This window comes from Myxococcus stipitatus DSM 14675, from assembly GCF_000331735.1.
In the GTDB taxonomy this organism is placed as follows: Bacteria; Myxococcota; Myxococcia; order Myxococcales; family Myxococcaceae; genus Myxococcus; species Myxococcus stipitatus.
This window is the reverse complement of the sequence record NC_020126.1, coordinates 4069612-4096350: the sequence shown is the minus strand read 5'-3', so window position 1 is coordinate 4096350 and position 26739 is coordinate 4069612. Positions and strand designations below refer to the sequence as shown.

General features: G+C 68.8%; 24 protein-coding genes and 1 tRNA gene. 13 read left to right on the top strand and 12 right to left on the bottom strand.

The genetic code is table 11. The features are described from left to right. Window positions 1–29 precede the first annotated feature (29 nt). The 6 genes from MYSTI_RS43100 to MYSTI_RS16050 all read left to right on the top strand — a co-directional run bounded on the left by MYSTI_RS43100 (window position 30) and on the right by MYSTI_RS16050 (window position 5512). On the top strand, window positions 30–674 hold the full coding sequence (locus MYSTI_RS43100) for a hypothetical protein (protein WP_144370088.1): 645 nt from the start codon (window positions 30–32) through the stop codon (window positions 672–674). Window positions 675–833: 159 nt separating this feature from the next. Then, the gene (locus MYSTI_RS16070) at window positions 834–1361 is read left to right on the top strand and encodes a hypothetical protein (protein WP_015348820.1); all 528 of its coding nucleotides are present in this window, start codon (window positions 834–836) and stop codon (window positions 1359–1361) included. An 85-nt stretch (window positions 1362–1446) separates the two neighbouring features. Then, a complete protein-coding gene (locus tag MYSTI_RS16065) occupies window positions 1447–3456 on the top strand; it encodes a DNA polymerase (RefSeq protein ID WP_015348819.1) in 2010 nt (669 codons plus the stop codon). A gap of 33 nt (window positions 3457–3489) precedes the next feature. Further along, window positions 3490–4071 carry a hypothetical protein gene (locus MYSTI_RS16060; RefSeq protein WP_015348818.1) on the top strand — a complete coding sequence of 194 codons (582 nt, stop codon included), beginning with the start codon at window positions 3490–3492 and terminating at the stop codon, window positions 4069–4071. 2 nt (window positions 4072–4073) lie between these two features. After that, a complete protein-coding gene (locus tag MYSTI_RS16055; RefSeq protein WP_015348817.1) occupies window positions 4074–4301 on the top strand; it encodes a helix-turn-helix domain-containing protein in 228 nt (75 codons plus the stop codon). Beyond that, on the top strand, window positions 4298–5512 hold the full coding sequence (locus tag MYSTI_RS16050) for a tyrosine-type recombinase/integrase (RefSeq protein ID WP_015348816.1): 1215 nt from the start codon (window positions 4298–4300) through the stop codon (window positions 5510–5512). The genes MYSTI_RS16055 and MYSTI_RS16050 overlap by 4 nt, the downstream gene beginning before the upstream one ends. Before the next feature lie 47 nt (window positions 5513–5559). On the opposite strand, the gene MYSTI_RS16045 is transcribed toward MYSTI_RS16050, so the two are convergent. The 6 genes from MYSTI_RS16045 to MYSTI_RS16020 form a co-directional block, all read right to left on the bottom strand. Beyond that, window positions 5560–5641 (bottom strand) — tRNA-Leu (locus MYSTI_RS16045). Window positions 5642–5729: 88 nt separating this feature from the next. Beyond that, a complete protein-coding gene (gene secG, locus MYSTI_RS16040; protein WP_015348815.1) occupies window positions 5730–6134 on the bottom strand; it encodes a preprotein translocase subunit SecG in 405 nt (134 codons plus the stop codon). A gap of 88 nt (window positions 6135–6222) precedes the next feature. Then, window positions 6223–6996 (bottom strand): triose-phosphate isomerase, encoded by a 774-nt coding sequence (tpiA, locus tag MYSTI_RS16035; protein ID WP_015348814.1) that lies wholly within the window; start codon window positions 6994–6996, stop codon window positions 6223–6225. 47 nt (window positions 6997–7043) lie between these two features. Next, window positions 7044–8231 (bottom strand): phosphoglycerate kinase, encoded by a 1188-nt coding sequence (locus MYSTI_RS16030; protein ID WP_015348813.1) that lies wholly within the window; start codon window positions 8229–8231, stop codon window positions 7044–7046. A gap of 30 nt (window positions 8232–8261) precedes the next feature. After that, a complete protein-coding gene (gene gap, locus MYSTI_RS16025; RefSeq protein WP_015348812.1) occupies window positions 8262–9272 on the bottom strand; it encodes a type I glyceraldehyde-3-phosphate dehydrogenase in 1011 nt (336 codons plus the stop codon). Window positions 9273–9375: 103 nt separating this feature from the next. Then, window positions 9376–12237: a golvesin C-terminal-like domain-containing protein gene (locus MYSTI_RS16020; protein ID WP_015348811.1), complete on the bottom strand. Its 2862-nt coding sequence runs from the start codon at window positions 12235–12237 to the stop codon at window positions 9376–9378. 78 nt (window positions 12238–12315) lie between these two features. Between MYSTI_RS16020 and MYSTI_RS16015 the strand changes: the two genes are divergently transcribed. Continuing rightward, the gene (locus MYSTI_RS16015; protein ID WP_015348810.1) at window positions 12316–13020 is read left to right on the top strand and encodes a diacylglycerol kinase family protein; all 705 of its coding nucleotides are present in this window, start codon (window positions 12316–12318) and stop codon (window positions 13018–13020) included. Between the two features lie 98 nt (window positions 13021–13118). Here MYSTI_RS16015 and MYSTI_RS16010 read toward each other — a convergent pair whose 3' ends face one another. Next, window positions 13119–13328: a hypothetical protein gene (locus MYSTI_RS16010; RefSeq protein ID WP_015348809.1), complete on the bottom strand. Its 210-nt coding sequence runs from the start codon at window positions 13326–13328 to the stop codon at window positions 13119–13121. Between the two features lie 326 nt (window positions 13329–13654). Here MYSTI_RS16010 and MYSTI_RS16005 point away from each other — a divergent pair, with 326 nt between their 5' ends. From MYSTI_RS16005 to MYSTI_RS15985, 5 genes are all read left to right on the top strand, one after another. After that, window positions 13655–15250 (top strand): NAD(P)/FAD-dependent oxidoreductase, encoded by a 1596-nt coding sequence (locus MYSTI_RS16005; protein WP_015348808.1) that lies wholly within the window; start codon window positions 13655–13657, stop codon window positions 15248–15250. Between the two features lie 31 nt (window positions 15251–15281). Continuing rightward, entirely contained in the window at window positions 15282–15650 is a 369-nt protein-coding gene (locus MYSTI_RS16000; protein ID WP_015348807.1) for a hypothetical protein, read from the top strand. Between the two features lie 142 nt (window positions 15651–15792). Beyond that, window positions 15793–16932 (top strand): class I SAM-dependent rRNA methyltransferase, encoded by a 1140-nt coding sequence (locus MYSTI_RS15995; protein ID WP_015348806.1) that lies wholly within the window; start codon window positions 15793–15795, stop codon window positions 16930–16932. A 48-nt stretch (window positions 16933–16980) separates the two neighbouring features. After that, window positions 16981–18507, top strand: a complete 1527-nt coding sequence (locus tag MYSTI_RS15990; RefSeq protein ID WP_015348805.1) for a 3'-5' exoribonuclease YhaM family protein — start codon at window positions 16981–16983, stop codon at window positions 18505–18507. A gap of 6 nt (window positions 18508–18513) precedes the next feature. Further along, the gene (locus tag MYSTI_RS15985) at window positions 18514–20469 is read left to right on the top strand and encodes an HD domain-containing phosphohydrolase (protein WP_015348804.1); all 1956 of its coding nucleotides are present in this window, start codon (window positions 18514–18516) and stop codon (window positions 20467–20469) included. Here MYSTI_RS15985 and MYSTI_RS15980 read toward each other — a convergent pair. The 3 genes from MYSTI_RS15980 to metG all read right to left on the bottom strand — a co-directional run bounded on the left by MYSTI_RS15980 (window position 20456) and on the right by metG (window position 24693). Next, window positions 20456–21232 (bottom strand): TatD family hydrolase, encoded by a 777-nt coding sequence (locus MYSTI_RS15980; protein WP_015348803.1) that lies wholly within the window; start codon window positions 21230–21232, stop codon window positions 20456–20458. The genes MYSTI_RS15985 and MYSTI_RS15980 overlap by 14 nt on opposite strands. Next, window positions 21229–22203, bottom strand: a complete 975-nt coding sequence (locus MYSTI_RS15975) for a HEAT repeat domain-containing protein (RefSeq protein WP_015348802.1) — start codon at window positions 22201–22203, stop codon at window positions 21229–21231. Before MYSTI_RS15975 ends, MYSTI_RS15980 begins: the two co-directional genes overlap by 4 nt. Before the next feature lie 375 nt (window positions 22204–22578). Further along, entirely contained in the window at window positions 22579–24693 is a 2115-nt protein-coding gene (gene metG / locus MYSTI_RS15970; protein WP_015348801.1) for a methionine--tRNA ligase, read from the bottom strand. 115 nt (window positions 24694–24808) lie between these two features. Between metG and MYSTI_RS15965 the strand changes: the two genes are divergently transcribed. Beyond that, window positions 24809–25615, top strand: a complete 807-nt coding sequence (locus MYSTI_RS15965) for an NRDE family protein (RefSeq protein ID WP_044280459.1) — start codon at window positions 24809–24811, stop codon at window positions 25613–25615. On the opposite strand, the gene MYSTI_RS15960 is transcribed toward MYSTI_RS15965, so the two are convergent. Next, window positions 25578–26126 (bottom strand): AraC family ligand binding domain-containing protein, encoded by a 549-nt coding sequence (locus MYSTI_RS15960; RefSeq protein ID WP_015348799.1) that lies wholly within the window; start codon window positions 26124–26126, stop codon window positions 25578–25580. The two genes, MYSTI_RS15965 and MYSTI_RS15960, sit on opposite strands and share 38 nt — an antisense overlap. 109 nt (window positions 26127–26235) lie before the next feature. After that, window positions 26236–26697, bottom strand: coding sequence for a hypothetical protein (locus tag MYSTI_RS15955; protein ID WP_015348798.1), 462 nt, complete (start codon window positions 26695–26697; stop codon window positions 26236–26238). Between the last annotated feature and the right edge of the window lie 42 nt (window positions 26698–26739).

Sequence of the window (26739 nt, the reverse complement as noted above, 5' to 3'; positions counted from 1 at the left end):
GCGTTCGATGGCTTATCTCAAACATTGACATGCCCCTCATCAAGAGGCTGGGCGAGAGAATGCTTGGATCGCCATTCGGTCCAGGAGGTGAATCTGGGTTCAAAATGCGCCACGTACGTCGTGACTTACTTGAAGGTACGTTCATAGAAAGGGTCGAATCTATCGAGTCCATTGAAGACCCTTTCGGTCAAACTCAAGAATTCCGGCGCACCGAATACAGACAAACTTATTTTCGCATTGGCACAACAACCCCTGCCATCGAACTCATCAACCCTCTCCGTACTTCCAGGGCATTCCTTGAGCGACTATGGGAGTATTCTGGAGGGGCGATCTATATTGAACCTGCTCGTGCGCGAGTTTCTGACTGGATTTCAAAACTCGAAACCGAGATCGACAATATCGTCGTTATCTCGGCACGCCTTTCCGATCTCACACTCTCCAATTCTGTTTCAGCCAGAATTGAACTCTCGGGGACATCGGACATCAGGCGCCACATATCTGCTTTCTCAAAGCCACACTCAATCACCATGGATCGCGCAGAGTTTTCATGCAGCCTTGGGGGTGAAAACTATCATTGCGAAGTCACCAATGAAGGCAAGGCTGTGGTTCATTCCGGATTCTCGCCCAAGGCGCTCCTCATACTTCGAGCGTCGCTATCCGCCACGTTGACGTAGCCTCGGCTGCGCTTGCCCCTATAGCCGATATGACACATACTTTGGGGCGCTGGTTCACTGTGACCCATAAAGCCTGTGGTCCGCTCCCAGAAAGCGTCCCCATAAGAGAAGACGAGGACGTCCTTACGACGCCCCACGACTCGAATGGGAACACGGGACATGAGCAACGCCGCATATGCACGCATCGCCACCGCCCAGGCCGCCGTCGGCGCACAGTACCTCAGGTCAGGACGCTACCGCCTGGAGGTCCAGTCAATCCGCACCAAGGACGGCTTCAAGGGCCTGTCTGCCATTGCTGAAGTGAAGGTGGTGACGTCCGAGAGGACCCAGGCTACCGAGCCCACGCGGCCCGGCCTCGTCACCAGCTACGTGGAGAACCTCTCCGACACGAAGAAGAACGGAGGCGGGCGCTTCAAGGCTTTCCTCATGGCCCTTGCTGGTGCCGAGGAGCACGAAGTCACGCCCGGATTCATCGCCAAGTTCACCGAGGCGAAGCAGGCCGGAGCCTTCCTCCTCGTGGACTGCGAGGTCTTCCCCAAGACGCTCCCGGAGAAGGACGGACGCCCCGGCAAGGTCATCGAGGGCTACCGCTGGAGCAACGTGAGCCCCACGGACGCGGAGCTGGCCGCCATCGAGTCCAAGCGCGCCACCGCGAAGCTCCCGCCGCTCACTGACGCCCTGGCCTGACGGCTGCCCCACTCCACCCTCTGCAACCTCTTGGCGCTCTCTCAAGGGGCGCCCGGCTGGCCCACGTCACGGGCCTTTCGGTGTTGTGCCCGTCCTCTTCAGCTTCGACACCGAGACCTATCCGATTCAGCCTGGACTGCTTGCGCCGCCGCTCGTCTGCGCGTCCATCGCCCAGGAAGCCCCTGGCAGTGAGCGGCTTCTCTCCCCCGCCCAGGCACGCACGTGGTTCCGCGAAGCCCTCCGCTCACCGGGCGTTCACCTGACGGGAGCCAATCTCGCTTACGACCTAGGCGTCATGTGCGCGGATGACCCGCGACTGGTGGACGACGTGTTCGCCGCCGCCGAGGCGGGCCGCTTCCATGACGTGGCCATCCGCGAGGCCCTTCTGGACATTGCCCGGGGTCTCCATGGCGTGGACCCGGAGACGGGCCGCCCACTCGGTGACGATGAAGGGGCCCGCTACCCGCTGGCCCTCCTGGTGAAGCGCCACCTTGGCCTCGACATCTCCGCCGACAAGTACGCCCCCGACTCTTGGCGTCTTCGGTACGGAGAGCTGGATGGCGTGCCGCTGGAGCAGTGGCCCGAGGGCGCCGTGAAGTACCCGCTGCGCGACGCTTGCTACACGCTGGACGTCCACCTGTCCCAAGTACGGGCTGCAGCCAGTGTCGCCAATGGCGGCAACCTCCACGCCGAAGCGGACCAGGTCCGCGCCGCCCTCGCGCTCCACTTCGCCTCAATCTGGGGCCTGCGCACACATGCCGGTCGCGTCGAGGATCTGCGCAACCGTGTCGAGAAGGACTGGCAAGCCAACCGCGCTCGCTTCCGGGATGCCGGTATCTTCCGCGCCAGCGGATCAAAGGACGCAAAGCGCCTCGCCCAGCTTGTCACCACCGCCTACAACGACACGCCACCTGTCACCCCTCCCTCGCCTCGCTTCCCCGAGGGGCAGGTGGCCACCGACAGGGATACCCTCCTGGATTCGGGCGATGCGCTGCTTGAGGAACTGGGCAAGTCCGGCAAGGTGGACAAGTACCGCTCCACCTACCTGGACAAGCTGGAGGCAGGGACCACCACGCCCCTCAACCCGCGCTTCAACGTGCTCGTGTCCACGACACGCGTCTCCAGCGACTACCAACAGCTCCCGCAACGAGGGGGCGTGCGTGAGTGCCATGAGGCCCGCTCCGGCTACGTGTTCTGCTCCGTGGACTACGGCGGCCTCGAGCTGCGCACCATGGCCCAGCGAGCCATCTGGGACGTGGGCTACTCGCGGATGGCCGATGCGCTACTGGCCAAGGAAGACGTCCACACCTCGGCGGCAGCCACGTTCCTGGGGGAGAACTACGAAGACCTCCTGCCGCGCGTGAAGGCCAAGGAGCCCACGGCCACCGCCTTCCGCTCGCTCGCCAAAATCTTCAACTTCGGCAAGGGCGGCGGCCTCGGAGCTGGCGGCATGGCGTACCAGGCACGCGCCAAGGACGGTGTCCGGTTCTGCCTGTTGGCCAAGGTCGCGGAGACGTGCGGAGTGGAGCGCGTTCCCGTGCGCGTCCAGGGCAAGGTGAAGATGGTCTGCGCCGCGTGCGTCGAGGTGTCACGCCACTACGGCAACCGGTGGCTGGATGCGTGGCCCGAGCAGCGCGCCCTCTTCGGCCAGGCCAGTGCCCTTACGCGCAACGGTCAGCTCGTGGACGCCATGATTCCGGGCGCCAACATCCTCCGTGGCGGTTGCAGCTATACCCAGTGGCTCAACACCCCTTTCCAGGGCCTCGGTGCCGTGGGTGCGAAGCTGGCCACTTGGCGCGTGTCGCGGGAGATGTACGCGGACCGCCGCTCACCACTCTGGGGCTCGCGCCTTGTCCTCATGGTGCATGACGAGTTGGTAGCGGAGCTGCGCGCGGACTGCCCCAACCGGCTCCACGACTCCGCCGAGCGCATGTCCGAAATCATGAGGCAAGCCATGCGAGAAGTGACGCCGGACCTGGCGGGCGCCATCGAAGCCGAGCCTGCCCTGTCGCGGGTTCTCTCGAAGGACGCGGCCACGGTGCGCGACTCCAGTGGGCGGCTGGTGGTCTGGGAGCCCGACACGAAGGCGGCGTGACCAGTCTCGGAAAGTGTCCCCATCAGGAGAGGTGTGAGCACATGTCCCCGTCCTGAAGGTCCCTCCGAGCACCGCGCTGCGAAGCTCGTCTCCATAGACCCCGGCCTCCGGCATTGCGGTGTCGCCTTGTTCGATGTGCCGGGTGGCGGAAGCGCAACGCTCCTGGCCGCGGGCTTGCCGAAGAACCCCGAGCCCCAAGGAGGAGAGCTGTCCCCGTCCTCGTGGGCCTCCATGGCCCTGGCGGTTCGCGGATGGCTCCAGCCTCGCCTGGGCGATGAGTCCTACCAGCTCATCATCGAGATGCCTCGCGTCTACGCCGCCGCGCACCAGAAGGGCGACCAGAACGACCTCATCCAGCTCTCGGGCGTCGTGGGCATGCTCGGTGGCTACCTGCCCAACGTCGCGACTCGTCGGTCTGTCCACCCGCGAGACTGGAAGGGCACGCTGGACGCGGACGCGTTCATCGAGCGCATCAAACAGCGCCTCGATGCCTCCGAACACCTGCGCGTCGAACTGCCCTCCTCTTCCGCCCTCCACCACAACGTCTGGGACGCCATCGGCATTGGGCTTCACGCCCTCGGTCGCCTCACGCCCCGGAAGGTCTTCCCGAGATAGCCATGACCGAGACCACACCCCAGAGCCAGGAAGACACCCCCTCGTTTCTCACCGTGGACGAGGCCGCAGCGTTACTGCGCGTGAATCGGAAGACGCTCTACGAGGCCATTCGGCTCGGACAGGTGCCGGGGGTCGTCCGCATCGGGAGGACCCTCCGAATTCTCCGCGCAGTCCTGGTAGGTTCGCCCGTGGGTCAAGGCGGTCCTGCGCTCAAGGAGAAGCACTCATGAGCGTGAGACAGCGGAAGTACACCGACAAGGACGGAAGGAATCAGCAAGTGTGGTTCGTGGATATCAAGTTCAGGCACGCGAGCGGGGAAGTCGAGCGCGTCCGCAAGGACAGCCCGGTCAACACCCGTCGCGGTGCCGAGCAGTACGAACGAGACATCCGCGCCGCCCTCTTGATGGGGACCTTCAGGAAGGAGAGGGAGCCCGAAACGACCGAGGAGGCCAAGAAGGCGCCGAGATTGAAGGACTTCACGGCGCGGTTCCTCACCTACTCCGAGAACAACAACAAGCACTCCAGTGTCGTGAGCAAGCGGCAGATTTTGGACGACCACCTCACCCCGTACTTCGGGGAGATGAGGCTCGATGCCATCGGCCCAGCCGAAATCGAGGAGTTCAAGGCCGCCATGAAGAAGAAGCCCAGGAGGATGAGTGGGCACTCGGACACGCCGTCCACAAGAGCCCTTCGGAGGCGCAAGGTCCGCACGTCGAAGACCTTGAGCCTGAAGACCATCAACAACGCCCTGGCCGTACTAAGCAAGCTCCTCAACCTCGCCAAAGCGCAGAACGTCCTGGCCCACACCCCAGACGTGAAGCTCTTCAAGGTGGCGAAGCCCGATTACGACTTCCTCACCTTCGACGAGGTTGACCAGCTCATCGCGTCCGCTGCCCCCCAAGACGTAGCCCTCCTGACGACAGCGCCCAAGACGGGTCTGCGACAAGGGGAGCTCATCGGGCTCCAGTGGACGGACCTCGATTTCGTCCGCGCCAAGCTCCACGTCAAGCGGACCATCTGGCGAGGCATCGAGGGCACGCCGAAGAGCGGCAGCACTCGGACGGTGGACCTCCCCCAATCCGTCGTGGAGGCACTCAGGGCACACCGGCACCTCCGGGGCCCCTTCGTCTTCTGCCAGGAGAACGGGGAGCACCTCACCCCTGGGATGATGGACCACCTGCTCATCACCACGCTGAAGCGGGCGGGCATCAGGCGACAGAAGGGGACCATCGGGTGGCACGACCTGCGCCACACCTACGGAAGCCACCTCGCCATGAGGGGCGTCCCCATGAAGGTCATCCAGGAGCTGATGGGCCACGCCACCATCGAAATGACGATGCGCTACGCCCATCTCAGTCCCCAGGTGAAGCAGGACGCCGTGAAGCTCTTGGACGGCCCCATGCTGGAGAGGGGCAATACAGGGGCAATGACAGGAAGCTAGAAAAGCAAAAGGCCCGTAACCCCGGAGGATTACGAGCCTTCTGACTGTGCCCAGGGCGGGATTCGAACCCGCACACCTTTCGGCGCCACCCCCTCAAGATGGTGTGTCTACCAGTTCCACCACCTGGGCGTTGCTGCGCGGACCGTTTACATCACCGCACCGGACCACGCAACGAGTTTCTCACTGCTGCGTGCTCCGGATTTGAACAACGGGGCTCTTACGGAGCCGGAGTCGGCGCGGGAGCCTGCTGGCCCTCCGCCGGTGCGGCCGGAGCCGCACCCTGAGGTTGCTCGGAGCCCGAGGCCGCCGGAGGCGTCGACTGCTCGGCGCCCGGAACCGCGGGAGCCGCGGCCGCCGGAGGCTTCGCCACCGAACCGCCCTCGGCCACCGAGGACTTCAGGCCCACCATCGACAGGCCCAGCGACGTGAAGAAGAACATCGCCGCGCAGACGCCCGTGAGCTTGCTCAGGAACGTCACCGCGCCACGGCCGCCAAAGGCGCTCGTGGCCGCGCCGCCGCCCAGCGCCGAGCCCATGCCGGCGTCCTTACCCGGCTGCAGCAAGATGACGAAGATCATGAACACGCACACGAGGACGTGGATGATCGTGACGAAGGTCAGCATGAGTGGTCTTTCAAACGTTCCGTGAAAAGAGGGCGCACCTTATTCCAGAATAAAGTGCGGCGGTAGCACCAAAAAGTGTGGATCAACCCTACGTGGCCGCTTTGACGATGGCCGCGAAATCGCCCGCCTTCAGGCTCGCTCCACCCACGAGCGCCCCGTCGACGTCCGGCTGGCCCAGCAATTCCGCGGCGTTGTCCGGCTTCACACTGCCGCCGTACTGGATGCGCACCCGCCCGGCCGTCTCCCCGTCGTACAGCCGACCCACCAGCCCACGGATCGCCGCGTGGACCTCCTGGGCCTGCGCCGACGAGGCGTTGCGCCCCGTCCCAATGGCCCACACCGGCTCGTACGCCAGGACGAAGCCGGCCACTTCCTTCGCCTCGAAGCCCGCCAACGCCCCCCGGACCTGGCGCTCCACCACCTCCAGCGTCCGGTCCGACTCGCGCTCCACGAGCGTTTCGCCCACACAGATGATGGGCGTCATCTTCGCGTCGCGCACCGCGCGGGCCTTCTTGTTCACCGTCTCGTCCGTCTCACCGAAGAGCTGCCGGCGCTCCGAGTGCCCCACGATGACGTAGGCACACCCCAGCTCCGCCAACATCGGCGCGGACACCTCTCCGGTGAACGCCCCCGACGCCTCCCAGTGACAGTTCTGCCCCGCGAGCTGGAAGGGAGCCCCCTCCAGCGCCACGTGCAAGGGCTGCAACGCCACGAACGGAGGCGCCAGTACCACCTCCACCACATCCCCGACGGAGGACAGAGGCCCCCGCAGCTCACGCACCAGTGCCAACGCCTCCGGCACCGTCTTGTTCATCTTCCAGTTGCCGGCGACGATCTTCCGACGACGAGCCGAGGCGGCCATGAGTCACTCCCCCGAAGGTGTGGTGGTGTTGCCGAACCGCGCGCAGCCTAACGTGTTTCCAGCGCCTTGATGCCCGGCAGCTCCCGGCCTTCCAGGAACTCCAGGGACGCGCCTCCACCAGTCGACACATGGCTCAGCTGGTCCGCCAGGCCCATCTGCTCCACGGCGGCCGCGCTGTCGCCACCGCCAATCACGGTGATGGCCTCCTTGTTGTTCGCCATCGCCGTGGCCACCGAGCGGGTGCCCTCGGCGAACTTCGCGACCTCGAACAGGCCCATGGGCCCGTTCCACACCACGGTGCGCGCATCGCGGATGTGCTGGGTGAAGAGCGCGCGCGTCTTGGGGCCGATGTCCAACCCCATCATGTCCTTGGGCACCGCGTTGTCGGGCGTCTCCTGCGCGGGGCTCTTGTCCGTGAGCTCGGTGCCCACGATGTGGTCCACCGGAAGGACGATGGGCGTCTTCAGCCGATGCGCCGCATCCATGAGGCGCGTGGCCAACGACAGCTTGTCCTCCTCCACGCGGGACTTGCCCACCTCCACGCCCTGCGCCTTGAGGAACGTGTACGCCATGGCGCCGCCCACCAGGAGCGCGTCCACCTTGGGCAGCAGGCTCTCGATGACCTTGATCTTGTCGCTGACCTTGGAGCCACCCAGGATGGCCACGAAGGGCTTCTCGGGCGTCTTGAGCACGCCGCCCAGGTACTCGATCTCCTTCTTCATCAGCAGGCCCGCGGCCTTCTCCTTCACGTAGGGCACCATGCCCGCGGTGGAGGCGTGCGCACGGTGCGCGGTGCCGAAGGCATCGTTGACGTAGACATCCGCCAGCGCCGCGAGCTCGCGGGAGAAGGTCTCGTCGTTGGCCTCCTCCTCCTTGTGGAAGCGCAGGTTCTCCAGCACGACGACCTGCCCCTCCTTGAGCTCCTTCACCTGCTTCTTCACGCCGTCCCCGATGCAGTCATCCGCGAGGATGACCTCGTGCTTGGGGCCGAGCAGCTCCGCCAGCCGCTGGGCGACGGGCTCGAGCGACAGCTTCGGGTCCGCGCCCTTGGGGCGGCCCAGGTGGGACGCCAGGATGACCTTCCCTCCGAGCTCCAACGCCCGCCGGATGGTCGGCAGCGCCTCGCGGATGCGGGTGTCGTCCGTCACGCGCCTCCCCTCCAGCGGGACGTTGAAGTCCACGCGAATGAAGGTGCGCTTGCCGGTGAGCTGCAGCTCGTCGATATAACGAATCATCTTGCGTATCCCCTGGGCCCCGGACGGGGACTAGATGCCCTTGGACACGAGGAACTTGGCCGTGTCCACCATGCGGTTGGAGAAGCCCCACTCGTTGTCGTACCAGGCCATCACCTTGACCATGGTGTCGCCCATCACGAAGCAGTTGGTGGAGTCGAAGATGGCCGAGTGCGGGTTGCCGTTGTAGTCCACCGACACCGTCTGCGCGTCGCTGAACTCCAGGATGCCCTTGAGCGAGGTCTCGGCGGCCTTGCGGTACGCGTCGATGACCCCCTCCGCCGTCACCTTCTTGCTCAGGTTCACCGTCAGGTCCACCAGCGACACGTTCGGGGTGGGCACGCGCACCGAGATGCCGTGCATCTTGCCCTTCAGCGACGGAATCACCTCGCCAATGGCCTTGGCGGCGCCCGTGCTCGTGGGAATCATCGACAGCGCGGCGGCGCGCGCCCGGCGCATGTCGTCGTGGGTGAGGTCGAGGATGCGCTGGTCGTTGGTGTAGCTGTGGACCGTCGTCATCAGGCCGTTCTCGATGCCGAAGTTGTCCACCAGCACCTTGGCGATGGGCGCCAGGCAGTTGGTGGTGCACGAGGCGTTCGAGATGATGTGGTGCTTGGCCGGGTCATACTCGGCATGGTTGATGCCGTAGGCGATGGTCAGGTCCGGGCCCTTGGCCGGCGCGGAGATGATCACCTTCTTGGCGCCCGCCGCCAGGTGCTTCGCGGCCGCATCGCGCGCGGTGAAGCGACCGGTGCACTCCAGCACCACGTCCACGTTCATGCTCTTCCACGGCAGCGCCGTCGGGTCCTTCTCCGCGGTGACGGCGATCTCCTTGCCGTCCACCACGATGCCCTTGTCCGTCGCCTTCACCTCGCCCGGCCAGGTGCGGTGCACGGAGTCGTACTTGAACAGGTGCGCCAGCGCGGCCGGCTTGTCCAAGTCGTTGATGGCGACAATCTCCAGGTCTTCCTTGCGGCTCAGCGCGGCGCGCAGGATGCAGCGACCGATGCGACCAAAGCCGTTGATGGCGATGCGAGTAGCCATGTGCGTATCTCCTTGGAGCAGAGGGCGCGTGAAGAGCGCCCTCGGGTCATCAGTGACGTCAAAAAACGAGGGCCGCCGACCGTAGGCACGCGGCCCCGCCGAGTCAACGCCTCAAGTCTCCCGCGCGCCGCCTCGCGCGCCGAAGCTGAACAATCACTCCGAGCAACAGCCACAGCCCGCCCCCCGTTCCCGCGCCCGCCCCACAACCACAGCCCGTGTCCCCGAGCGGATAGAACTGCGGCAGCGCGTCCAGGACGATGGGGGTCGGGATCTCCGGCTCCGGAGGATGGGGATCCACCCCACGAGGCACCACGCACCGGGCCAGCAGGCCCGGGCCCCCCTCGCCGGAGTCCCCGACAGGCGCGGTCCCCGGCGAGGGGAAGCCCGCGCGCACCAGGAACGCCGACAGGAGCCGGGCCCGCGCCGCCCGGTCCACCACCGACTCGAAGGGCACGCCCAGGAGGAGCACCTGTCCGCCCGGCAGCGAGAACACGCCCGCCGTCAGGTCCGTCCCCGCGTAGCGCAGCACCGCCGAGCCGCCTGATGCGGGAGTCAACACATCCGTCACGCCCACCGGGAAGGCGCCTCGGGTGCCGTCGTCCAGCGAAACGCCCGTCAGCGACGAGAGGAAGTCCCCAGGCAGGCCCTCCACCGTCAACGACGGAGTCCCGCTCAGGGGGGCCGCGCGGAGGATGTCCGCCAGGAACGCCTTGTCCGCCGAGTCCCCGGCCGCCAGCGCGGACGCCACCTGCGAACCCGAGAGCAGCAAGTGGCCGCCCCCCGTGACGAACGCTCGCAGCGCGTCCTGCTCCGCGCGCGTCAGCCGAGTCCCTTGTGCCCCTCCCCGCCCGGTGAACCAGTCCACCACGCGGTAACCCGTACCCGCCCCGGGTGACACCAGCCCCGCCGCCACGGCCGCGCTCGTCGCGCTGTCGAACACGAGCCCGGACTGGCTCATCGCGTCCCCGTGCCGGCGCACGTAGGTGCCGTCGTTCATCATTTCCACCAGCACCCGCAGCGGCGCCTCCAGGTCGTACGCATCCAGCGCCTCGCCACAGGCCAGCGCGGAGTCCATCCGCTCGAACGCGTTGACCACCAGCGCCGTCGCCGCGGCCCCCGCGCGCACGCCCACGATGGAGGACGGGAAGCCCTCGCCGCCCTCGCTCACCGCGGCGACGCGGAAGTAGCGCGCCGTGCCCGTCGCCAGCGGCAGGGAGAAGGAGGTCTGCGTCACCTCGGTGCCGTCGTCCCAGCCCAGCCCGTCCGTGCTCTGGTAGACGCGGTACGCGGTGGGCGCGTCATGTCCCTCCTCGTCCGGATTCGCCTCGGGCGCGGCCCAGCGGACCTCCACCGTTCCCGCCACGGTGTTGCGCGCCACCACCGCGGAAGGGGCCTCGGGCGGCAGTCGCACCGCCACGCCATCGCGCGCGGCGAAGTACTTGATGAGGCCCTGGAGAATCGCCCTCGCGGCGACGCGGCGGAAGGCCGGCTCCTTCAGGCGGTTCGAGTCGGCGACGGTGTCGTGGTACGCAATCTCCAACAGCACCGACGGCATCTCCGGGTTGTGCGTGGGATTCACCTCGCCCAGGTTCGCGGAGCGCAGGTTGCGCACGCGCCATGTCGGGTCCACTTCGCGCCGCAGGTCCTTCCCCAGCTCGTCCAGCAGCGCGCGCGCCAGCACGTCGCTTCCAGGCACTCCCGTGAAGTTCAGCGTCCCGTCCACCGGGTTCGGCCCGTACACGTAGCCCTCCGTGCCCACCACCTTCCCCGTGGTGGACGCGTTGGTGTGCCACGCGACGTACACCGCGTCCTCCCCCTCCTCGTGCAGCCACGCGGCGAAGCGAGGACGCGCGGACACGTCCGCGTTGCGCTCGTTGCCGATGGCATTCGCACCGGTCGGCGCATACACCGACGCGGGCGCGCCGCTGAACTGCACGTGGTAGCGCGCGGCCTCCTCGTAGCGAGGACGCGTCAGCGCGGCCATCTGCGCATCGCCGATGACTCCGCTGCCGCCCCCGAAGCGCACCGCGTCCACCGACACCGTGCTCCCCGGCTCCGCGTCGTTCATCAACACCACCGAGGCCGCGTCCGCGCCAGCCCCCGCCTTGAAGAAGAAGCGGCCCAGGAACACCCACGTCCCGCCATGCCTGCGCTGGTTGACGCGGAAGTGGCTCTCACCGCCCGCGTGGCGAACCACGTAGTGCGCGTTCTCCGTCCGCGAGGGGTCCGCCGCGTAGGAGACATAGACATGGTAGTGGCCATCCGCGGGCACGGTCGGCGCCCACGTGGCCGACGTCGTCGCGGTCATCGTCGTGAGGAGCTCCCGCGTGGTGCCCAGCGTGAAGGGCTCCACATCGTTCTTCATGGGCGAGGGCGGCGTGCCCCACCCCTTCCGGCTCGTCGCGCGGAACAGCGCCGTGTCCCCCGTCTCGGAGTAGCCCGCGCCACCGTCATCGACGATGACCATCCGCGAGTTGAGGTCCGACTCGCGCACGGGCACCACCGTCGCGCCCGCGCCCGTCAACATGGGCAGCAGGTCCTGGTTCAGCACCTCCGCGGAGATGAAGTCCTCCACCACCGCCCAGGTGTTGGGGCGCTGCGTGGCCCAGCGCTTCAGCGTCGGGGCCCGGTAGAAGCCATGGCCCGGGCTCAGGTAGATGACCTTCCCCGACAGCGCACCCGCCCGCGTCCGCGTCTGCGGGACACCCGACACCTTGGCCCGCGTCCCTCCGCCCTTCTCCTCGCGCCGCACCACGGGAGCATCCGTGGCGCCCAGCTTGCGCGCCTCGTGGGCCCTGGGCCCCGGAGCCGGCACGTACACCGCGTCGGGCGGCTCCAGGCCACACGCCCCCACTTCGTCGTCATGGACGTGCGGCGCGGGAGCCTGGGCGGCCGCGAGGGACGAGGTCAACAAAAGGGCCGCCAGCACGCCCACTGGACGCGCCCGGAAGGAGTCGGTGCTCATGGCGGCCGACCTTACCCATTCACATCCCCACGGCAATCGAACCCGTGGGTGCTAGCCTGACTGTCCCTTCAGGTTCCGATGACCGTACCTGCCCGGCCACCTCCCCACTTTCCCGCCCGTCGCGGCTCGGGGCTCCTCGCCTCGTTCGGCCACGCCTGGGCGGGCCTCATCCACACCGTCGTCCACCAGCGCAACATGCGCGTGCACCTCATCTCCGCCGTGCTGGTGGGGCTGGTGGGCAGCGGCATCCCCTTGGGACTCGCCGAGAAGGTGACGCTCATCTTCTGCGTCCTGCTCATCTTCTTCGCGGAGATCCTCAACAGCGCGCTGGAGCACCTGGTCGACCTGGCCGTGCAGCAGTTCGACGAGAAGGCCCGCCTCACCAAGGACGCCGCCGCCGCGGGAGTCCTCGTGCTCGCCCTGGGCACGGTGGTCATCTTCGCCGCCATCCTCGTCCACAACTGGGACACGGTGCGCACCAGCACCGAGGCCATCGTCCGTCAGGTCGCCCTGGGACTGCCCCTCGCCGGCTGCGTGCTCGTGCTCGTGCGGCCCCAGCCGCGCCCTCTCTGGGTCGACCTGCTCGCCTTCCTGGGAGGCGGCGTGCTGATGGGAGCACTCGCCATGCACTCGGCCAGCCTGGTCTTCAGCGCGCTCACCGCGGGGCTGCTCTTCGTCGCGGCCTCCGCGGCCTACTCGCGACGGCGCGAAGCGCGCTCCTCAGGCCAGCCAGCGGGTGACCCGGGCATCACCCCACAGCCTGGAAACGAAAAAACCGGCTGAGGCCGGTTCCACCGCCGCCTCGTGGGCGGGGACCCCGGAGCCTGTCCGGAGCCCACTCACCCGCCGAGGGTCTTGCCACGAAGCGAGAGCCTCGCACCTCAGGCGCGCTGACGCCACTCGGAGCCTTGCTGCTCCGGGGTGGCCTGCGCCGCGGCGACGTCCTTGTCGCCTTCCTTCAGGTCCGAGGTCACCAGATCGAGCAGCTCCGTGGCGATGCCGATGACCTGGTGCGGGGTGTAGCCGCTCGCGCGCAGCTGGTTGAAGAAGGTGCGCGCCAGGATTCGGGTGCCCTTTTGATCGGTGCTCACAGTGAATGCCTCCAAAGTGGGCGGCGAAATGAGGGGGGCCGCCAGGTCTTCACGGGGGCCCGGTACTTCAACCCCCGTGCCAGACGTTCTCTTCCAAACGGATTCCCCAACAGTTACGCGGGGTTGACGTGTTTCAGGGGCCGGCACGGGGGGCCCTGGGGTGCGAAAGAACCTACGCACCCGACAACCCCTTCGAGGGAAGTGGAAGTCCGGGTGCCTCACGCGATACGCACCCGGAGGAGCAAGCAGAGCCCTCGTGGTTTCAAGTGCTTGCAATCTTTCAGCGGGGTGAAGCAGATACGCGCCCCCACCAGGAGCAAACGGCAATGGCGTATCGGGTGAACAACATCGGGCTGTGGCTGGACGAGCCGGAGGAGCTGCTCGGTCAGCGGGCCGCGGAGAAGCTGGGTGTCACCCGGTCCGACCTGGCCTCGGTGCGAGTGGTGCGTTCGGTTCTGGACGCTCGGAAGAAGGGCAGCCCGCGGTACATCTACACGCTGGAGGTGGAGCTGGCTCCGGGCCGCAAGCCCAAGCAGCTCCCGCCCGACGTGGGCGAGGCGCCGCCCCCGCCCGAGCCCCTGTCCCCGGTGAAGCCTCCGGAGAAGTGGCCGATCATCATCGGCACCGGGCCCGCGGGTCTGTTCTGCGCGCTGGGGCTCCTGGAGCGCGGCGTGCGCAGCATCCTGCTGGAGCGGGGCCGCGAGGTGGTGACGCGGCGCAAGGACGTCGCGAAGCTGATGCGCGACGGCACGCTGGACCCGGAGAGCAACATGAACTTCGGGGAGGGCGGCGCCGGCGCCTATACGGACGGCAAGCTGTCCACGCGCATCAACCACCCCATGGTGCGCAAGGTCATCGAGGCCTTCGCCCGCTACGGCGCGCCGGACCACATCCTCATCGAGGGCAAGCCGCACATCGGCTCGGACCTGCTGCCGGGCGCGGTGGCGCGGCTGCGCGAGGAGCTCATCGCGGGCGGCTGCGAGGTGCACTTCGAGCAGCGCGTGGATGACCTGCTCTACCGCGACGGACACATCGCGGGCGTGAAGCTGGCGGATGGGCGCACGCTGGAGAGCGACCGCGTCATCCTCGCGCCCGGCAACTCCGCGCGGGAGCTGTATGAGCGCTTCGCCGCCGACGGCCGCGTCCTCGTGGAGGCCAAGCCCTTCGCGCTCGGCTTCCGCGCCGAGCACCCGCAGACGCTCATCAACAGCATCCAGTACGGCAACGCGGCGAAGAACCCCAAGCTGCCTCCCGCCGACTACAAGCTCGCGGAGAACCTGGACGTCGACGGCGAGGTGCGCGGCGTCTACTCGTTCTGCATGTGCCCCGGCGGCATCGTGGTGCCCACGCCCACCGAGGACGGCCTGCAGTGCACCAACGGCATGTCCAACTCGCGCCGCAACGCGCGCTACGCGAACGCGGGCATCGTCGTCTCCGTCTCCGTCGCGGACTTCGAGCGCGAGGGCTTCCACGGGCCGCTGGCGGGACTGCTCTTCCAGCGCCACTGGGAGCAGAAGGCGTATGAGCTGGGCGGAGGCCGCTTCTTCGCCCCCGCGCAGACCATCCCCGACTATCTGGCGGGCCGCCTGACGAAGGACCCGGGTGGCACCAGCTACCGGCCGGGCCTGGCGCACGTGGACCTCAACCGGCTCTTCCCCGCGCGGCTCACCACGTCCATCAAGCAGGCGCTGCGCACGTTCGACCGGAAGATGCGCGGCTTCATCAGCGACGAGGGCAAGCTCATCGGCATCGAGAGCCGGACCTCGTCCCCGGTGCGCGTCACGCGAGGCGAGGACCTGCAGTCGGTGTCCATGCGGGGCCTGTACCCGGCGGGTGAGGGATGTGGCTACGCGGGCGGCATCGTCTCGTCGGCCATTGATGGATTGCGCGTCGCGGAGCAGATTGCCACCGAGCTGGCGTGAGGTGGTCCAAGGCCTCACGGAGGAGCCCGCCATGCGTTACGTCGTGCGCACTCCGGATGGAGAGCTGACCTACCCCAGCCTGGGTGACGTGGAGCGCGCGTACACCCAGGGCCTGGTGGACCCCGACGACGAGGTGCGCGAGGAGTCCTCCGCGCTCTGGCGCAAGGCGGGCAGCCTGCCGGTGCTCGCCCGGGCACGCCGTCCCGCCTCGGGGCTGGCGGCCCGGGGCCAGGTCCTGGCGGTGGCGGGCTCCGTGGCGCTGGGCGTGCTCGCCCTCACGCTGGTGCTCAAGGACTCCTGGAGCTTGCGCATCGTGGGCATCGTGCTCGCCCTGGTGGTCAGCTCGATTCTCACCCGGGTGACCTTCAAGGCCTTCAAGCGGCCGCCTCCTCCGGAATAGGGCTCGTCCCCTCCCCCGCCCTTCAGCGCGAGGAGCATGCCCCCGCCGGCAGCGGCGCGATGCACGGCGCATGTTCTCCGCTGGAATGACACCCGCGCTCGGGCCGCTGTCCCGAGCCGGCCACGCGAGAGGAGGACGCGCCTTGCTCAGCACCTATCTGTCCCGGGATGCCGCCCGCCGTCTGCGCCATGGAGCTCCGTGGCTGCGTCGCGAGGACATCGTGTCGATGGAAGGCACGCCCCAGCCCGGTGAGCTCGTGCAGCTCCGGGACGAGGACGGCGCGGTGCTGGGCCTGGGCGACGTGGACCTGGAGGCGTCGCTCGCGGTGCGTCGGCTGGGGCTTCCGGACGAAGCGGTGGAGGGCCTCATCCCCCGTCACCTCCGGCACGCCTTCGAGCGGCGGGGCCGGCTGGTGGATGACCCGCGCTTCTGCCGCATCGTGAACGATGACGGCGACGGCCTGCCCGGTCTCATCGTCGACCGGTACGATGCCCACTTCGTGGTGCAGACGCTCACGCGATCCATGGACGCGCGCCACCAGGACATCACCCGCGCGCTGGTGGAGGTGACGGGCGCGGGCTCGGTGCTGCTGCGCAATGACACCCCGCGACGGCGCGCGCTGGGCCTGCCGACGCAGCGGCCCCACGTGCTCTATGGCACCCCACCCCGCTGGTGCCGGGTCCTGGAGCTGGGGGCCCGCTTCACCGTGGACCTCACCTATGGCCTGGGCACCGGCTACGCGTATGACCAGCGCGAGCTGCGGCGCATCGTCGGGCGCATGGCCTGGGATGCCCGGGTGCTGGACGTCAACTGCAACGTGGGCGGACTCTTCGTCCACGCGGGGCTGCATGGCGCCCGCCACATCCTGGCCTTCGACGCGGACGCCGACACGGGGGACCTGGCCCGGGAGAACGCCGAGGCCAATGGCCTGCTCGGCCGGGTGTTCGTGGAGAAGGGCACCGCCCTCCAGGCCCTCCGCGCCGTGAGGGAGACCTTCGACCTGGTGCTGCTGGACACCTGCCGCGTGGACTCGCCGGAGGCGTTCGTCGAACACGTCCAGTACGCGCTGCGTCGCACCCGGCATGGGGGCAGGCTGCTCGTGGTCGGCCACCACCCACCACTCCCGCCCGGCGGCTTCGACGACCTGGTCGCCACGGCCTGTGAGAGCGAGGCGCGCATCGCCACCCGGCTGGCCCGCCCGGGACTCCCACCGGACCATCCGACGCTCGTGGGTTCCCCTGGCGCGGAGTACCTCGACGCGGTGGCGCTCGAAGTCACCTGACGCGAGTCCCCCGCGCCGCCCGCCGGAGTGGTAGTGTCCGCGGCCGCGATGACCAACGAAAACGTCCAAGAGACCGCGACCCCCACCCCGGCAGGTTCCGTCGAGACCGTCCGCAAGGTGTACGCGGCCGACCTTCGTGAGAAGGACCGCGTCAACACCGTCTTCCGTGTCACCAAGAAGGAGAAGGTGACGGCCCGGAGCGGCAAGGTGTTCCTGGCCCTGTCGCTCGCCGACAAGAGCGGCGAGGTGGATGCGCGTGTCTTCGACAAGGTGGACGCGCTCGAGCCCGCCTTCCAGTCCGGCGACTACGTCCTCATCACGGGCGGCGTCATCCAGTTCCATGGCCGCACCCAGATTGTGGTGGAGGCCGTGGAGCGGCTGGACCCGGAGCCCCTGGACCCCAAGGAGTTCGAGCCGCCCCCGGCCCCGCCTCCGGAGGCCAAGGCCGCCCCCGAGGCGAAGCCCGAGCCCAAGCCCGCCGCGGAGAAGAGCGAGAAGGCAGAGAAGGCCGACTCCCGTCACGAGGGCGGTGGTGGTGCCCGCGCCGTGGGGCTCATCCGCGAAATCGTCAACGAGCGGGTGAATGACCCGTACGTGAAGCAGCTGCTCCTGGCGTTCCTGGATGACTCGCAGGTGGCCGCGGGGCTGCCGGTGGCGCCGGCGGCCAAGGGCATGCACCACGCGTGGCGCGGGGGCCTGGCCGAGCACCTCCTGTCGGTGATGCGGCTGACGCTGCGGGTGGCGGACCACTACCCCATGGCGGACCGCGACCTGCTGCTGGCCGGCGCGCTGCTGCACGACGTGATGAAGGTCGCCGAAATCTCGTCGGACAAGGGCTTCGACTACACCGACGAGGGCAAGCTCGTGGGCCACCTGGTGATGACGGCCCAGAAGATTCGCGAGAAGACGCTGGCCATCCCCGGCTTCCCGCCGCTGCTGGAGCAGCACATCACGCACCTGGTCATCGCCCACCACGGACAGCTCGAGTACGGCAGCCCCAAGGTGCCGGTGACGCTGGAGGCGCACATCGTCCACGCGCTGGACTCGCTGGACTCGCGCATCGCCTCGTGGCTGGAGGCCATGCAGCGCGACCCCAACGACAAGTGGACGGACGTGCAGCGCCACTACGAGCGGCAGCTCTGGAAGGGCCCCATGCCCACCGCTCGGGGCCGCGCGCCCGTCGAGGGGGGCGGGCGCCGCAAGTCGCGCGAGGAGAAGCGCAAGGCCCGGGGTGACAAGGCTCCGCAGCAGACGGGAGCCCCCGCCGCCGAGGGCACCCCGCCGGCGCCGCGCGAGGAGCCGCAGCAGCGTCCTCCCCGGAAGGAGCGTCCGCCCCGTGAGGAGCGCCCGCCTCGCGAGGAGCGTCCGCCCCGTGAGGAGCGCCAGGCTCGGGAGGACCGTCCTCCCCGCGAGGAGCGTCCTCCGCGCCCGCCTCGCGAGGAGCGTCCGCCGCGTGAGGAGCGTCCTCCTCGGGACTCGAGCACGCTGCCCAAGGAGCTGACCTTCAAGCCGTTCAGCGCGCTGACGTCGATACCGCCCGCCTCCAAGAACGGCGAGGACTCTTCGGAAAGCTGAGTCGCAATGGCGAAGAAGCTGGGTGAGCGCCTCATCGAGGCGGGGCTCGTCAACGCCGGGGCCGTGGAGCAGGCCCTGGAGCACCAGAAGATCACCGGCCACAAGCTGGGGGATTGTCTGGTGGAGCTGGGGCTCCTCCAGGAAGCGGCGTTGCTGCGCTTCCTGGCCGCGGAGTTCCAGACGCGCTTCGTGAGCGCGGACAAGCTGGCCAAGGCGAAGATCGCCACCGAGGTGCTCGACCGGCTTCCGGTGCGTCTGGCCGAGGCGCAGAACGTGCTGCCCCTGGCGGTGGACCCGGACCGCAAGCTGCTGTCCGTCGTCGCCGCCGAGCCGCAGAACAAGGCGCTGATGGACGAGATTGCCCTCGTCACGGGCATGTCGGAGGTCTACGCGTACGTGGGCCTGCGCGGCGCCATCGCCGCGGCCATCCGCAAGCACTACTACGGCGACCCCACCGCCTTCACCGCGCTGCTGGAGGCGGCGAGCGCCCAGTCGAGCCCCGCCGAGTCCACCTCGCGCGCGGGCGCGGCCGAGCACAACCGCACCTCCACGGGCCACCGCGCCAGCCTGTCCTTCCGGATGGAGACGGACGCCCGCATGCGCATGCAGCGAGCGGGCGGCGGGACGCAGGTGGGCGGCAAGCCGTCGTCGACGCAGCGGCGCGAGCCCGGTGGGCCTCGCGGGCTGGTCAGCGACATCGACTACGTGGAGACCCTGGGCATCCTCGTGGGCCTGCTGGAGCAGGACCGCCAGCGCCACCGGGGACACTCCGCGCAGCTCGCGCGACAGGCGGGCATCGTGGGCCAGCGCATGGGCATGCCCCACAAGGAGCTGGCCGCGCTGTCCATCGCCGCGTACCTGCACGACCTGGGCAAGCCCACCGAGCGGCACTTCTCGCTCGCGAGCAACGCCGTCAATCCCGAGTGGAAGGCCCAGGCCCGCGCGGCCTGTCGCGCGCCCACCAAGCTGTTCGAGACGGTGCACCTGCCCGCGCAGGTCAACACCATCCTCGCGCAGCTCTACGAAGCCTGGGATGGCTCGGGCACCCCGCAGGGCGCCAAGGGCGAGGACATCACGCTGGGGGCTCGCATCCTCGCGGCGGTGGACAGCTTCCTCGAGCTGACCAAGAACCCCGGCAACGCGCTGGGCAAGGCGCTGACGAAGGACCAGGCCCTGGAGCACCTGCGGACGAACTCCGGCGTGCTCTATGACCCGGTCGTCGCCGACATCGTCATCCAGTTGCAGAGCGGCGAGCTGCTCCGTCACCGGCTGGAGTGCGAGGGCCGGCAAGTGCTCGTCGTCGAGCCGGACGAGACGGCGCGCGGCGAGCTGCTGGAGGCGGTGCTGAAGCAGGGCCTCGTGGCCCATGCGCTCTCCACGCCGGAGGGCGCGCAGGACGGACTGGCCCGGCAGGACTGCGACGTGCTGGTGGTGAGCCTGCGGCTGGGGCAGCAGGAGGTGCTGGACCTGCTGCAGCAGGCGCGCTCCACGCCGGAGACGGCGGGCCTGCCCATCGCCGTGGTGGGTGAGCCGGATGCGCCCACGCGCGAGCGACTGCTGATGGGCGGCGCGACGGAGCTGCTGCCTCCCGGGGACAAGGCCGTGGTGGCCAAGGCGGTGCGTGCGCTCCTGGAGGACCGGGTGCTGCACAACGGCCCGGGCCGCGTGGTGCGTGGCAGCTTCGACGAGCTTCCCCCGCGGGAGCTGCTGCGCACGCTGGGCGGCGGCAAGAAGAGCGGCAAGCTCCAGCTTCGTCAGCACACGCTGGAGGGCTCGCTCCACCTGGAGGGTGGCCGCGTCGTCTTCGCGTCCTTCGGGGGCCACACGGGAGAGCCGGCGCTTCAAGCGCTGCTGAAGCTGAAGCAGGCCGACTTCCAGTACGACCCGGATGCGCTGCTGCTGGACGTGCCGCAGATGGACCAGGACCTCCAGGCCCTGGCCGGCGGCCTCACCGCAGCGTGAGGTTGAAGAGGGCCGAGGCGTTGGCGGTGGTGACTTCAGTCACCGTCTCCAGCGCCACGCCCTTGAGCTCCGCGAGCTTCTTCGCCGTCTCCACGACATGGGAGGGCTCGTTCTTCCGCCCTCGGTGCGGCACGGGCGCGAGGTAGGGACTGTCCGTCTCCACCATCAACCGGTCCAGCGGCGCGAAGCGCACCGCGTCCTGGAGCGCCTCCGTCTTCTTGTAGGTGATGACGCCGGAGAGCGAGAGGAAGAAGCCCCGGTCCAGGTAGCGCCGCGCGGCGTCCGTGTCACCGGTGAAGCAGTGGATGACGCCTCGGGAGACCTTCGCCTCGCCGAGAATCGCGTCGCAGTCCTCGTGCGCGTCCCGCACGTGGACGACGAGCGGCTTGCCCAGCTTCACCGCGAGCTCGCACTGGTGCCGGAAGATGCGGGCCTGCGCCTCTCTCGGCGAGTGGTCGTAGTAGTAGTCAAGGCCCGCCTCGCCCACCGCGCGAACCTCGGGGCGCGCACAGGTGCTGTCGAGCATGGCGAGGTCCTCGTCGGTGGCTCGCGCGGCCTCGTGTGGGTGGATGCCGAGCGTGGGCGACAGGAACTCGGGATGGCGCGCGGCCAGCTCCAGCGCGTTGCCCCACTGCCCCGGGCCGTGGAACTGCCCCACGACGATGGCGTGGACAATCCCCGCGGCCCGAGCCCGCTCCAGCACCGGGCCCACGTCCGCGAAGTCCTTCACTTCCAGGTGGCAGTGCGCATCCACCAGTCTCATGTGTCCTCCTGGAACAGCTCTTCCAATTCCTGCCGCGCCTCTGGCGAGGTGAAGGTGCTCACCGCCGCGCGCACGTGCTCGCGGCTCTCGGGTCCACCCAGGCGCCACAGCCCATCGGCCGCGTCCAGCCGGTCCTCCTCCTGGGCACTCGTGTCCTGGAGGAGCGCGACCAGCCAGGGCAGCGCCTTCGCGTCCCCCAGACGTCCCAAGCCCCGCGCGGCGGCGCCTCGGGAGGAGTCCTTCACGTCGTCGAGGATGACCTTCAAGCGCTCCAGCGCCCCTGGGGCCTTCACCTCACCGAGCAGCTCCACGGCGAGGGCCCGGTCCTGGCTCCACTTCTTGCGCGAGCGCTGAAGCAGGTGCGCGACGCCCTCCGCGTCCCCCAGCTTCGCGAGGACCCCGGCGGCCTGGGTCCTGTCGAACGCGGGCAACAGCCAGCGGCCGAACAGGCGCTTCACGGCGGGGAGCGCGCGCGGGTCCTCGAGCTCCGCCAAGGCACCGAGGGCGCGGAAGCGCAGCAGGTCCGCGTCGAGCGCCTCGATGAGCACCTCGAGCCCCGCGGGATGCTTGAGGGCGGCGATGCCTCGAGCGGCCTCGAAGCGCACCTCCGGGACGGAGTCCTCCAGCATGCCCGCCAGGGCTCCGCGCAGCTCCGGCCGAGCCAGGTCCGCCAGCCGCCCCGTCGCCTCCAGGCGCACCAGGGACTCCTCGTCTCGCAGCCGGGCGATGAGGAGCGCCGTCATCTCCTCGAGGGGCAGCACCACCGTGGCCAGCGCGACCCCGGAGCGCTTCACCTCCGGCTGCGCGTCTCCGAGGAGGCGCGGCAACACGTCCATGAAGTCCGCGGCTCGTGCGGGGGCCTCCGCCGCGAGGTGATGAAGCTGCTCGGCCGCCTCCGCTCGGAACGCGGGACGCTTCTCGCGCTCCAGCGTCAGCAAGGCCCGATCCCTCTCCGCACGCCAATCCGTCACGTCCAGCCCCTCACGGCCCGGTGGCCAGAAGCCCCGTGCCCGACTTCGAACCTGTGGCCCTTGGCTCCGGAGGCCAACACCGGCCATACCCCGAGGAATCCTCGCGACACCGCCCTCTTCATGGGCCGCGGACATCGCCTTCCCCGCGAGGAAGAGGTTCAGCCACTGCCCTTTCGAGGCCACGCCCCTTCCAGTCACCCCACGCGACGCGAGCCCCAGCCCTCCACCCGAAGGGCCCTTGCGAGCCCCTTCCAGTGTGGGGCGCGCTCGGAGCCCCTCCACCTGCCGCCAGGGAAGGGGCTCCCTCCCGACACCCTCCCCCGTCGATCCGAGGACACCAGGGCGGAGCAGCCAACACGCTCCGCCCCGGCTTCGTCACTTCACATCGCTGCCCGGCGGCACGTTGCCAGGGTCCAGCAAGGACAGGTCCTTGCCACCCGGCCCCGCCGTCAGGAGCATGCCCCGCGACTCGATGCCCTTGAGGCTGCGAGGCTTCAGGTTCGCGACGACGACGACGTTGCGACCCACGAGCGACTCGGGCGCGAACGCCTCCGCGATGCCGGAGACGATGGTCCGCGGCCCCGTCGCCTCGCCCACGTCGACCGAGAGCTTGAGCAACTTGTCCGCCTTCGGAACCTTCTCCGCCGCGAGCACCTTGCCCGACTTGAGCACCACCTTGGCGAAGTCCGCGTACTCGATCTCGCCCGATGCGGCTGGGGCGGCCGGAGCAGCCGACGGGGCCGGAGCGGCCTCCGCGGGCTTCTTCTCGGCCTTCTTCTCCTTGGCCCCACCCTCCGCCTTCTTCACCTCGGCGGCGGGCGCGGCCGCGCCGATGGCCGCCTCGAGGATGGCGTTGACGCGGTCCTCTTCCAGTCGCGGCAACAGCGGCTCCGGCGTGCCGATGGGGCGGCTGCGGTCCAGCAGCGGGTACTTCGCCCCCTCCAGCGCCTGGAACGTCAGCGGCTGCGCGCCCAGCTGCGCGAACAGCTTCTCGGACAGACGCGGCGTCACCGGCGCGAGCAGCGCGCCCAGCAGGTACACCACGTCGGCCGCGTCGGACAGGTCGGCCCGAGCCGCCTCCGCGTCCTTCTTCACCAGCGCCCACGGCGCCTGCGCCTGCACGAAGGCATTCGCCGCGGACGCGATGTCCGTGATGACGCGGATGGCGTTGCGATACTCCAGCTTCTCGAACGCCTCGCGAACCTCGGGGACTCGCGCGAGCACGGACTCCACCAGCGCGCGGCCAGCCCCCTCCGCACGGCCCGGAGCCAGCGTCCCGCCCAGCGGTCCAGCCAGCAGCGACAGGGCGCGGTTGGCCAGGTTGCCCACGTTGTTGACCAGCTCCCCGTTCACCCGCAGACGGAAGTCCTTGAGGTTGAGGTCCAGGTCCTCCACGCCCGAGCCCAGGTTGGCCGCGTAGAAGTAGCGCAGGTAGCTGGGGTCCAGCTGCTTGAGGTAGTCGCGCGCCGACACGAAGTTGCCGCGCGTCTTCGACATCTTCTCGCCGTTGAGCGTGAGGTGCCCGTGGACCTTGATCTCGTTGGGGACGTGGAGCCCGGCGACCTCGAGCACCGCGGGCCAGAACAGGGCGTGGAAGTAGACGATGTCCTTGCCGATGAAGTGGACGATGCGCGCGCCGCTGTCCTTGGCCCAGTAGTCGAGCGCGCTCTTCGCCTTGCCGGTCTCCTTCGCCCACTTCTCCGTCGTGGCGATGTAGCCGATGGGCGCGTCCAGCCAGACGTAGAAGTACTTGTCCGTCTCGCCCGGGATGGCGAAGCCGAAGTAGGGGCCATCGCGGCTGATGTCCCAGTCCGCCAGGCCCTTCTCGAAGAAGCCCTGGAGCTGGGCGGCCAGGCCCGGGTGGAGGAAGCCGGGCTTCTTCAGCTGCGCCTGCAGGAAGTCCGCATGGCGCGAGAGCTTGAAGAACAGGTGCTCGGACGACTTGCGCACCGGCGGCGTCCCACAGAGCGCGCAGCGCGGCTCGATGAGGTCCGTGGGGCTGTAGGCCTTGCCGCACTTCTCACAGGCGTCGCCGTACTGGTCCGTCGCCTTGCAGTTGGGACAGGTGCCCTTGATGAACCGGTCGGGCAGGAACCGGCGGTCCTTCTCGCAGTAGGTCTGCTCGATGTCCCGACGCTCGATGTCGCCCTGCTCCTTCAACTTCCCGTAGATGAGCTCCGCGTAGTGGCGGTTCTCCGGCGAGTTGGTGGAGTGGAAGTAGTCGAAGCGGACATCCAGGTCGTGGAAGTCCTTCTGGTGCTCGTCCTGGAAGCGGGCGATGAACTCTTCGGGCTTGAGTCCCTGCTTCGCCGCGTTGAGCTCGATGGGCGTGCCGTGGGTGTCGTCCGCGCAGAAGTAGACGACGTCCTTGCCGCACGAGCGGAGGAAGCGGACGTAGATATCGGTCTGGATGTACTCGACGGCGTGGCCAAGGTGAATGGGGCCGTTCGCGTACGGAAGCGCACTGGTGACGAGGGTTCTCTCCGCCATGGACTCTCCTGGGGGCGGCGGACATTAGCCGCTCAGTGGGCCAAGGTCATCGCCGGCGTGGGGGCCTCGAGCACGAATGCAAGACGACGCCGGGGATGTTATCGACCCGATACGCATGTGCACCCTCGTCATTCTTCGCCAGGTCCACCCGGAGTGGCCGCTGGTGCTCGCGGCCAACCGGGATGAGTTCTTCGCTCGCCCGGCGACAGGCCCCCAGGTCCTGCTGGAGTCCCCCCGCGCCGTGGGAGGACGCGACGTGGAGCGCGGAGGGACCTGGATGGGAGTGACTCACGCGGGACTCTTCGTGGGGCTGACCAATCAGCGCGGGGGGCGAATCCAGGGCTCGGCGCCCCGCTCGCGGGGAGAGGTGGTGCTCGAGGCCCTCCAGGCGGGCAGCGTCGAGGCCATCGAGCGCTACCTGGACACCCTCTCCGGCGAGGACTTCCTCCCCTTCAACCTCCTCTACGGGGATGCCCGCACCCTCCGGGTGGCCTACGCCCGGACCGGCCAGTCGCGCCTGCGACGCGAAGAGGTCCCGCCTGGCGTCCACGTCCTGCCCAACGACGACCTGGACTCCCCCACCCTGCCCAAGGTCGAGCGGGCAAGGCAGCTGGCCGCGCCGCTGGTGCATCAGCCCTGGCCCCGCGTCGAGGCGGGCTTGAAGGCCCTGCTGGCGGACGACCAGCTCCCTCCGCTGGAGCAGGTGCCCGTCTCGCCCGCGGGAGAAGCCTTCCCGCGCGACTTCCTCCAGCAGCTTCAGGCCCTGTGCATCCGCACGCCCACCTACGGCACGCGCTCCTCCGCCATCGTCGCGCTCGCGCCTGGACGCGTGGGGCACTACCTGGCGAGCGACACGCCTCCAGACCAGGGCCCCTGGCGCGACGTCACGGCGTTGCTTGATGCGCCGCGTCCTCCGGCCTGAGCACGACCCGCCCCACGCCCAAGCGGGACAGCAGCGAGGACAACAAGGCCCAGAACCGGGGCTCCACCACGGGCCCGGGGACTCGCAGGGCCCGGTGCAGCGCCACGAAGTCCCGAGCGACCTCCGGATCATCGAGCACCGCGCCTCCTCCCAGCAGCGGCTCCTCGCGCGCGGCCGCCTCTTCCCCATCCGCCAGGGGCCGAGCGCCCAAGGTCAGGAAGACGGTGGGGACCAGCATCCCGTAGAGGACTCCCGGGCGCCCTCCCTCCGCGCGCAGCGCGTGGACCTCCCCAGGAGGGATGACCACCAGGCTGCCCGGTGGAGCCGTCAGCCGCGAGCCGCCACACGACACTTCCTGGAGGTGTCCCGCATCCAGCGTGAGCTGGAGCTCGTCATGGACATGAAGTGCCTGGGAAGACGCCCGACCACTCACGCGGTACAGCACCAACCCTGGGTACGACTCCGGGCGCCAGACCTGCGCCGTCGCATACCCGTCCCACTCCATCGCCATGGTCAGCTCCCGCTACCCACGTCTGGATGCCGGCGAAGCTAGATCCGACGCCTCCGAGGGGACACCCGCCCCTGGAGCCCGAGGCCGGTGTGCGGTCCCCGCCAGTCCGTCAGCGGGACTCGACGGGCGAGTGTTCGCCCACCAGCACCCGCGCGCGGCCGTCCATGGAGAGCGTCACCTCTTCCACCGTGGTGAAGCCAGCCGAGCGAGCAAGCTCCGCCAGGTGTCGCATCCACGGGTTGTAGGGCATGCCGTTGTCGGAGCAACACGGCACCACCGCGAAGGGCAGCCGGTGTCGGGCCGCATACTCGATGATGACCCGCGTGGCGCCATCGGGGTGCATGCCCACCACGAGCTCCGCGTCACAGGGCTCGTCCAGCGTGAAGATGCGCTGCGCATACGTCACGGGCAGGTGCTTGTGTCTCAGGTCGAACGTGGTGACGGCGCGACCGCGCCGGGTGAGCGCCTCGTTGAGCTTCCCCTGCCCTCCCGCCACGTCGAAGACGCGAGGAGCCAGGAAGCGCGACACGATGAGGTCCGCGAAGAGGTCGAAGCGACGCTTGTCCGCCATACGCGGCCTCCTCTACCCGAGCCGGACGCCAAGTGCACGTCC

Bases quoted from the DNA above. Each gene is read 5' to 3' on its own strand.
- MYSTI_RS15960 (WP_015348799.1), bottom strand. From the start codon at position 26,126: ATGGCGATGGAGTGGGACGGGTATGCGACGGCGCAGGTCTGGCGCCCG.
- MYSTI_RS16005 (WP_015348808.1), top strand. From the start codon at position 13,655: ATGGCGTATCGGGTGAACAACATCGGGCTGTGGCTGGACGAGCCGGAG.
- tpiA (WP_015348814.1), bottom strand. From the start codon at position 6,996: ATGGCCGCCTCGGCTCGTCGTCGGAAGATCGTCGCCGGCAACTGGAAG.
- gap (WP_015348812.1), bottom strand. From the start codon at position 9,272: ATGGCTACTCGCATCGCCATCAACGGCTTTGGTCGCATCGGTCGCTGC.
- metG (WP_015348801.1), bottom strand. From the start codon at position 24,693: ATGGCGGAGAGAACCCTCGTCACCAGTGCGCTTCCGTACGCGAACGGC.
- MYSTI_RS43100 (WP_144370088.1), top strand. From the start codon at position 30: ATGCCCCTCATCAAGAGGCTGGGCGAGAGAATGCTTGGATCGCCATTC.
- MYSTI_RS16050 (WP_015348816.1), top strand. From the start codon at position 4,298: ATGAGCGTGAGACAGCGGAAGTACACCGACAAGGACGGAAGGAATCAG.
- MYSTI_RS16070 (WP_015348820.1), top strand. From the start codon at position 834: ATGAGCAACGCCGCATATGCACGCATCGCCACCGCCCAGGCCGCCGTC.
- MYSTI_RS16015 (WP_015348810.1), top strand. From the start codon at position 12,316: ATGACCGTACCTGCCCGGCCACCTCCCCACTTTCCCGCCCGTCGCGGC.
- MYSTI_RS16000 (WP_015348807.1), top strand. From the start codon at position 15,282: ATGCGTTACGTCGTGCGCACTCCGGATGGAGAGCTGACCTACCCCAGC.
- MYSTI_RS16055 (WP_015348817.1), top strand. From the start codon at position 4,074: ATGACCGAGACCACACCCCAGAGCCAGGAAGACACCCCCTCGTTTCTC.
- MYSTI_RS16030 (WP_015348813.1), bottom strand. From the start codon at position 8,231: ATGATTCGTTATATCGACGAGCTGCAGCTCACCGGCAAGCGCACCTTC.
- MYSTI_RS15985 (WP_015348804.1), top strand. From the start codon at position 18,514: ATGGCGAAGAAGCTGGGTGAGCGCCTCATCGAGGCGGGGCTCGTCAAC.
- secG (WP_015348815.1), bottom strand. From the start codon at position 6,134: ATGCTGACCTTCGTCACGATCATCCACGTCCTCGTGTGCGTGTTCATG.
- MYSTI_RS16020 (WP_015348811.1), bottom strand. From the start codon at position 12,237: ATGAGCACCGACTCCTTCCGGGCGCGTCCAGTGGGCGTGCTGGCGGCC.
- MYSTI_RS15990 (WP_015348805.1), top strand. From the start codon at position 16,981: ATGACCAACGAAAACGTCCAAGAGACCGCGACCCCCACCCCGGCAGGT.
- MYSTI_RS15980 (WP_015348803.1), bottom strand. From the start codon at position 21,232: ATGAGACTGGTGGATGCGCACTGCCACCTGGAAGTGAAGGACTTCGCG.
- MYSTI_RS15965 (WP_044280459.1), top strand. From the start codon at position 24,809: ATGTGCACCCTCGTCATTCTTCGCCAGGTCCACCCGGAGTGGCCGCTG.
- MYSTI_RS15955 (WP_015348798.1), bottom strand. From the start codon at position 26,697: ATGGCGGACAAGCGTCGCTTCGACCTCTTCGCGGACCTCATCGTGTCG.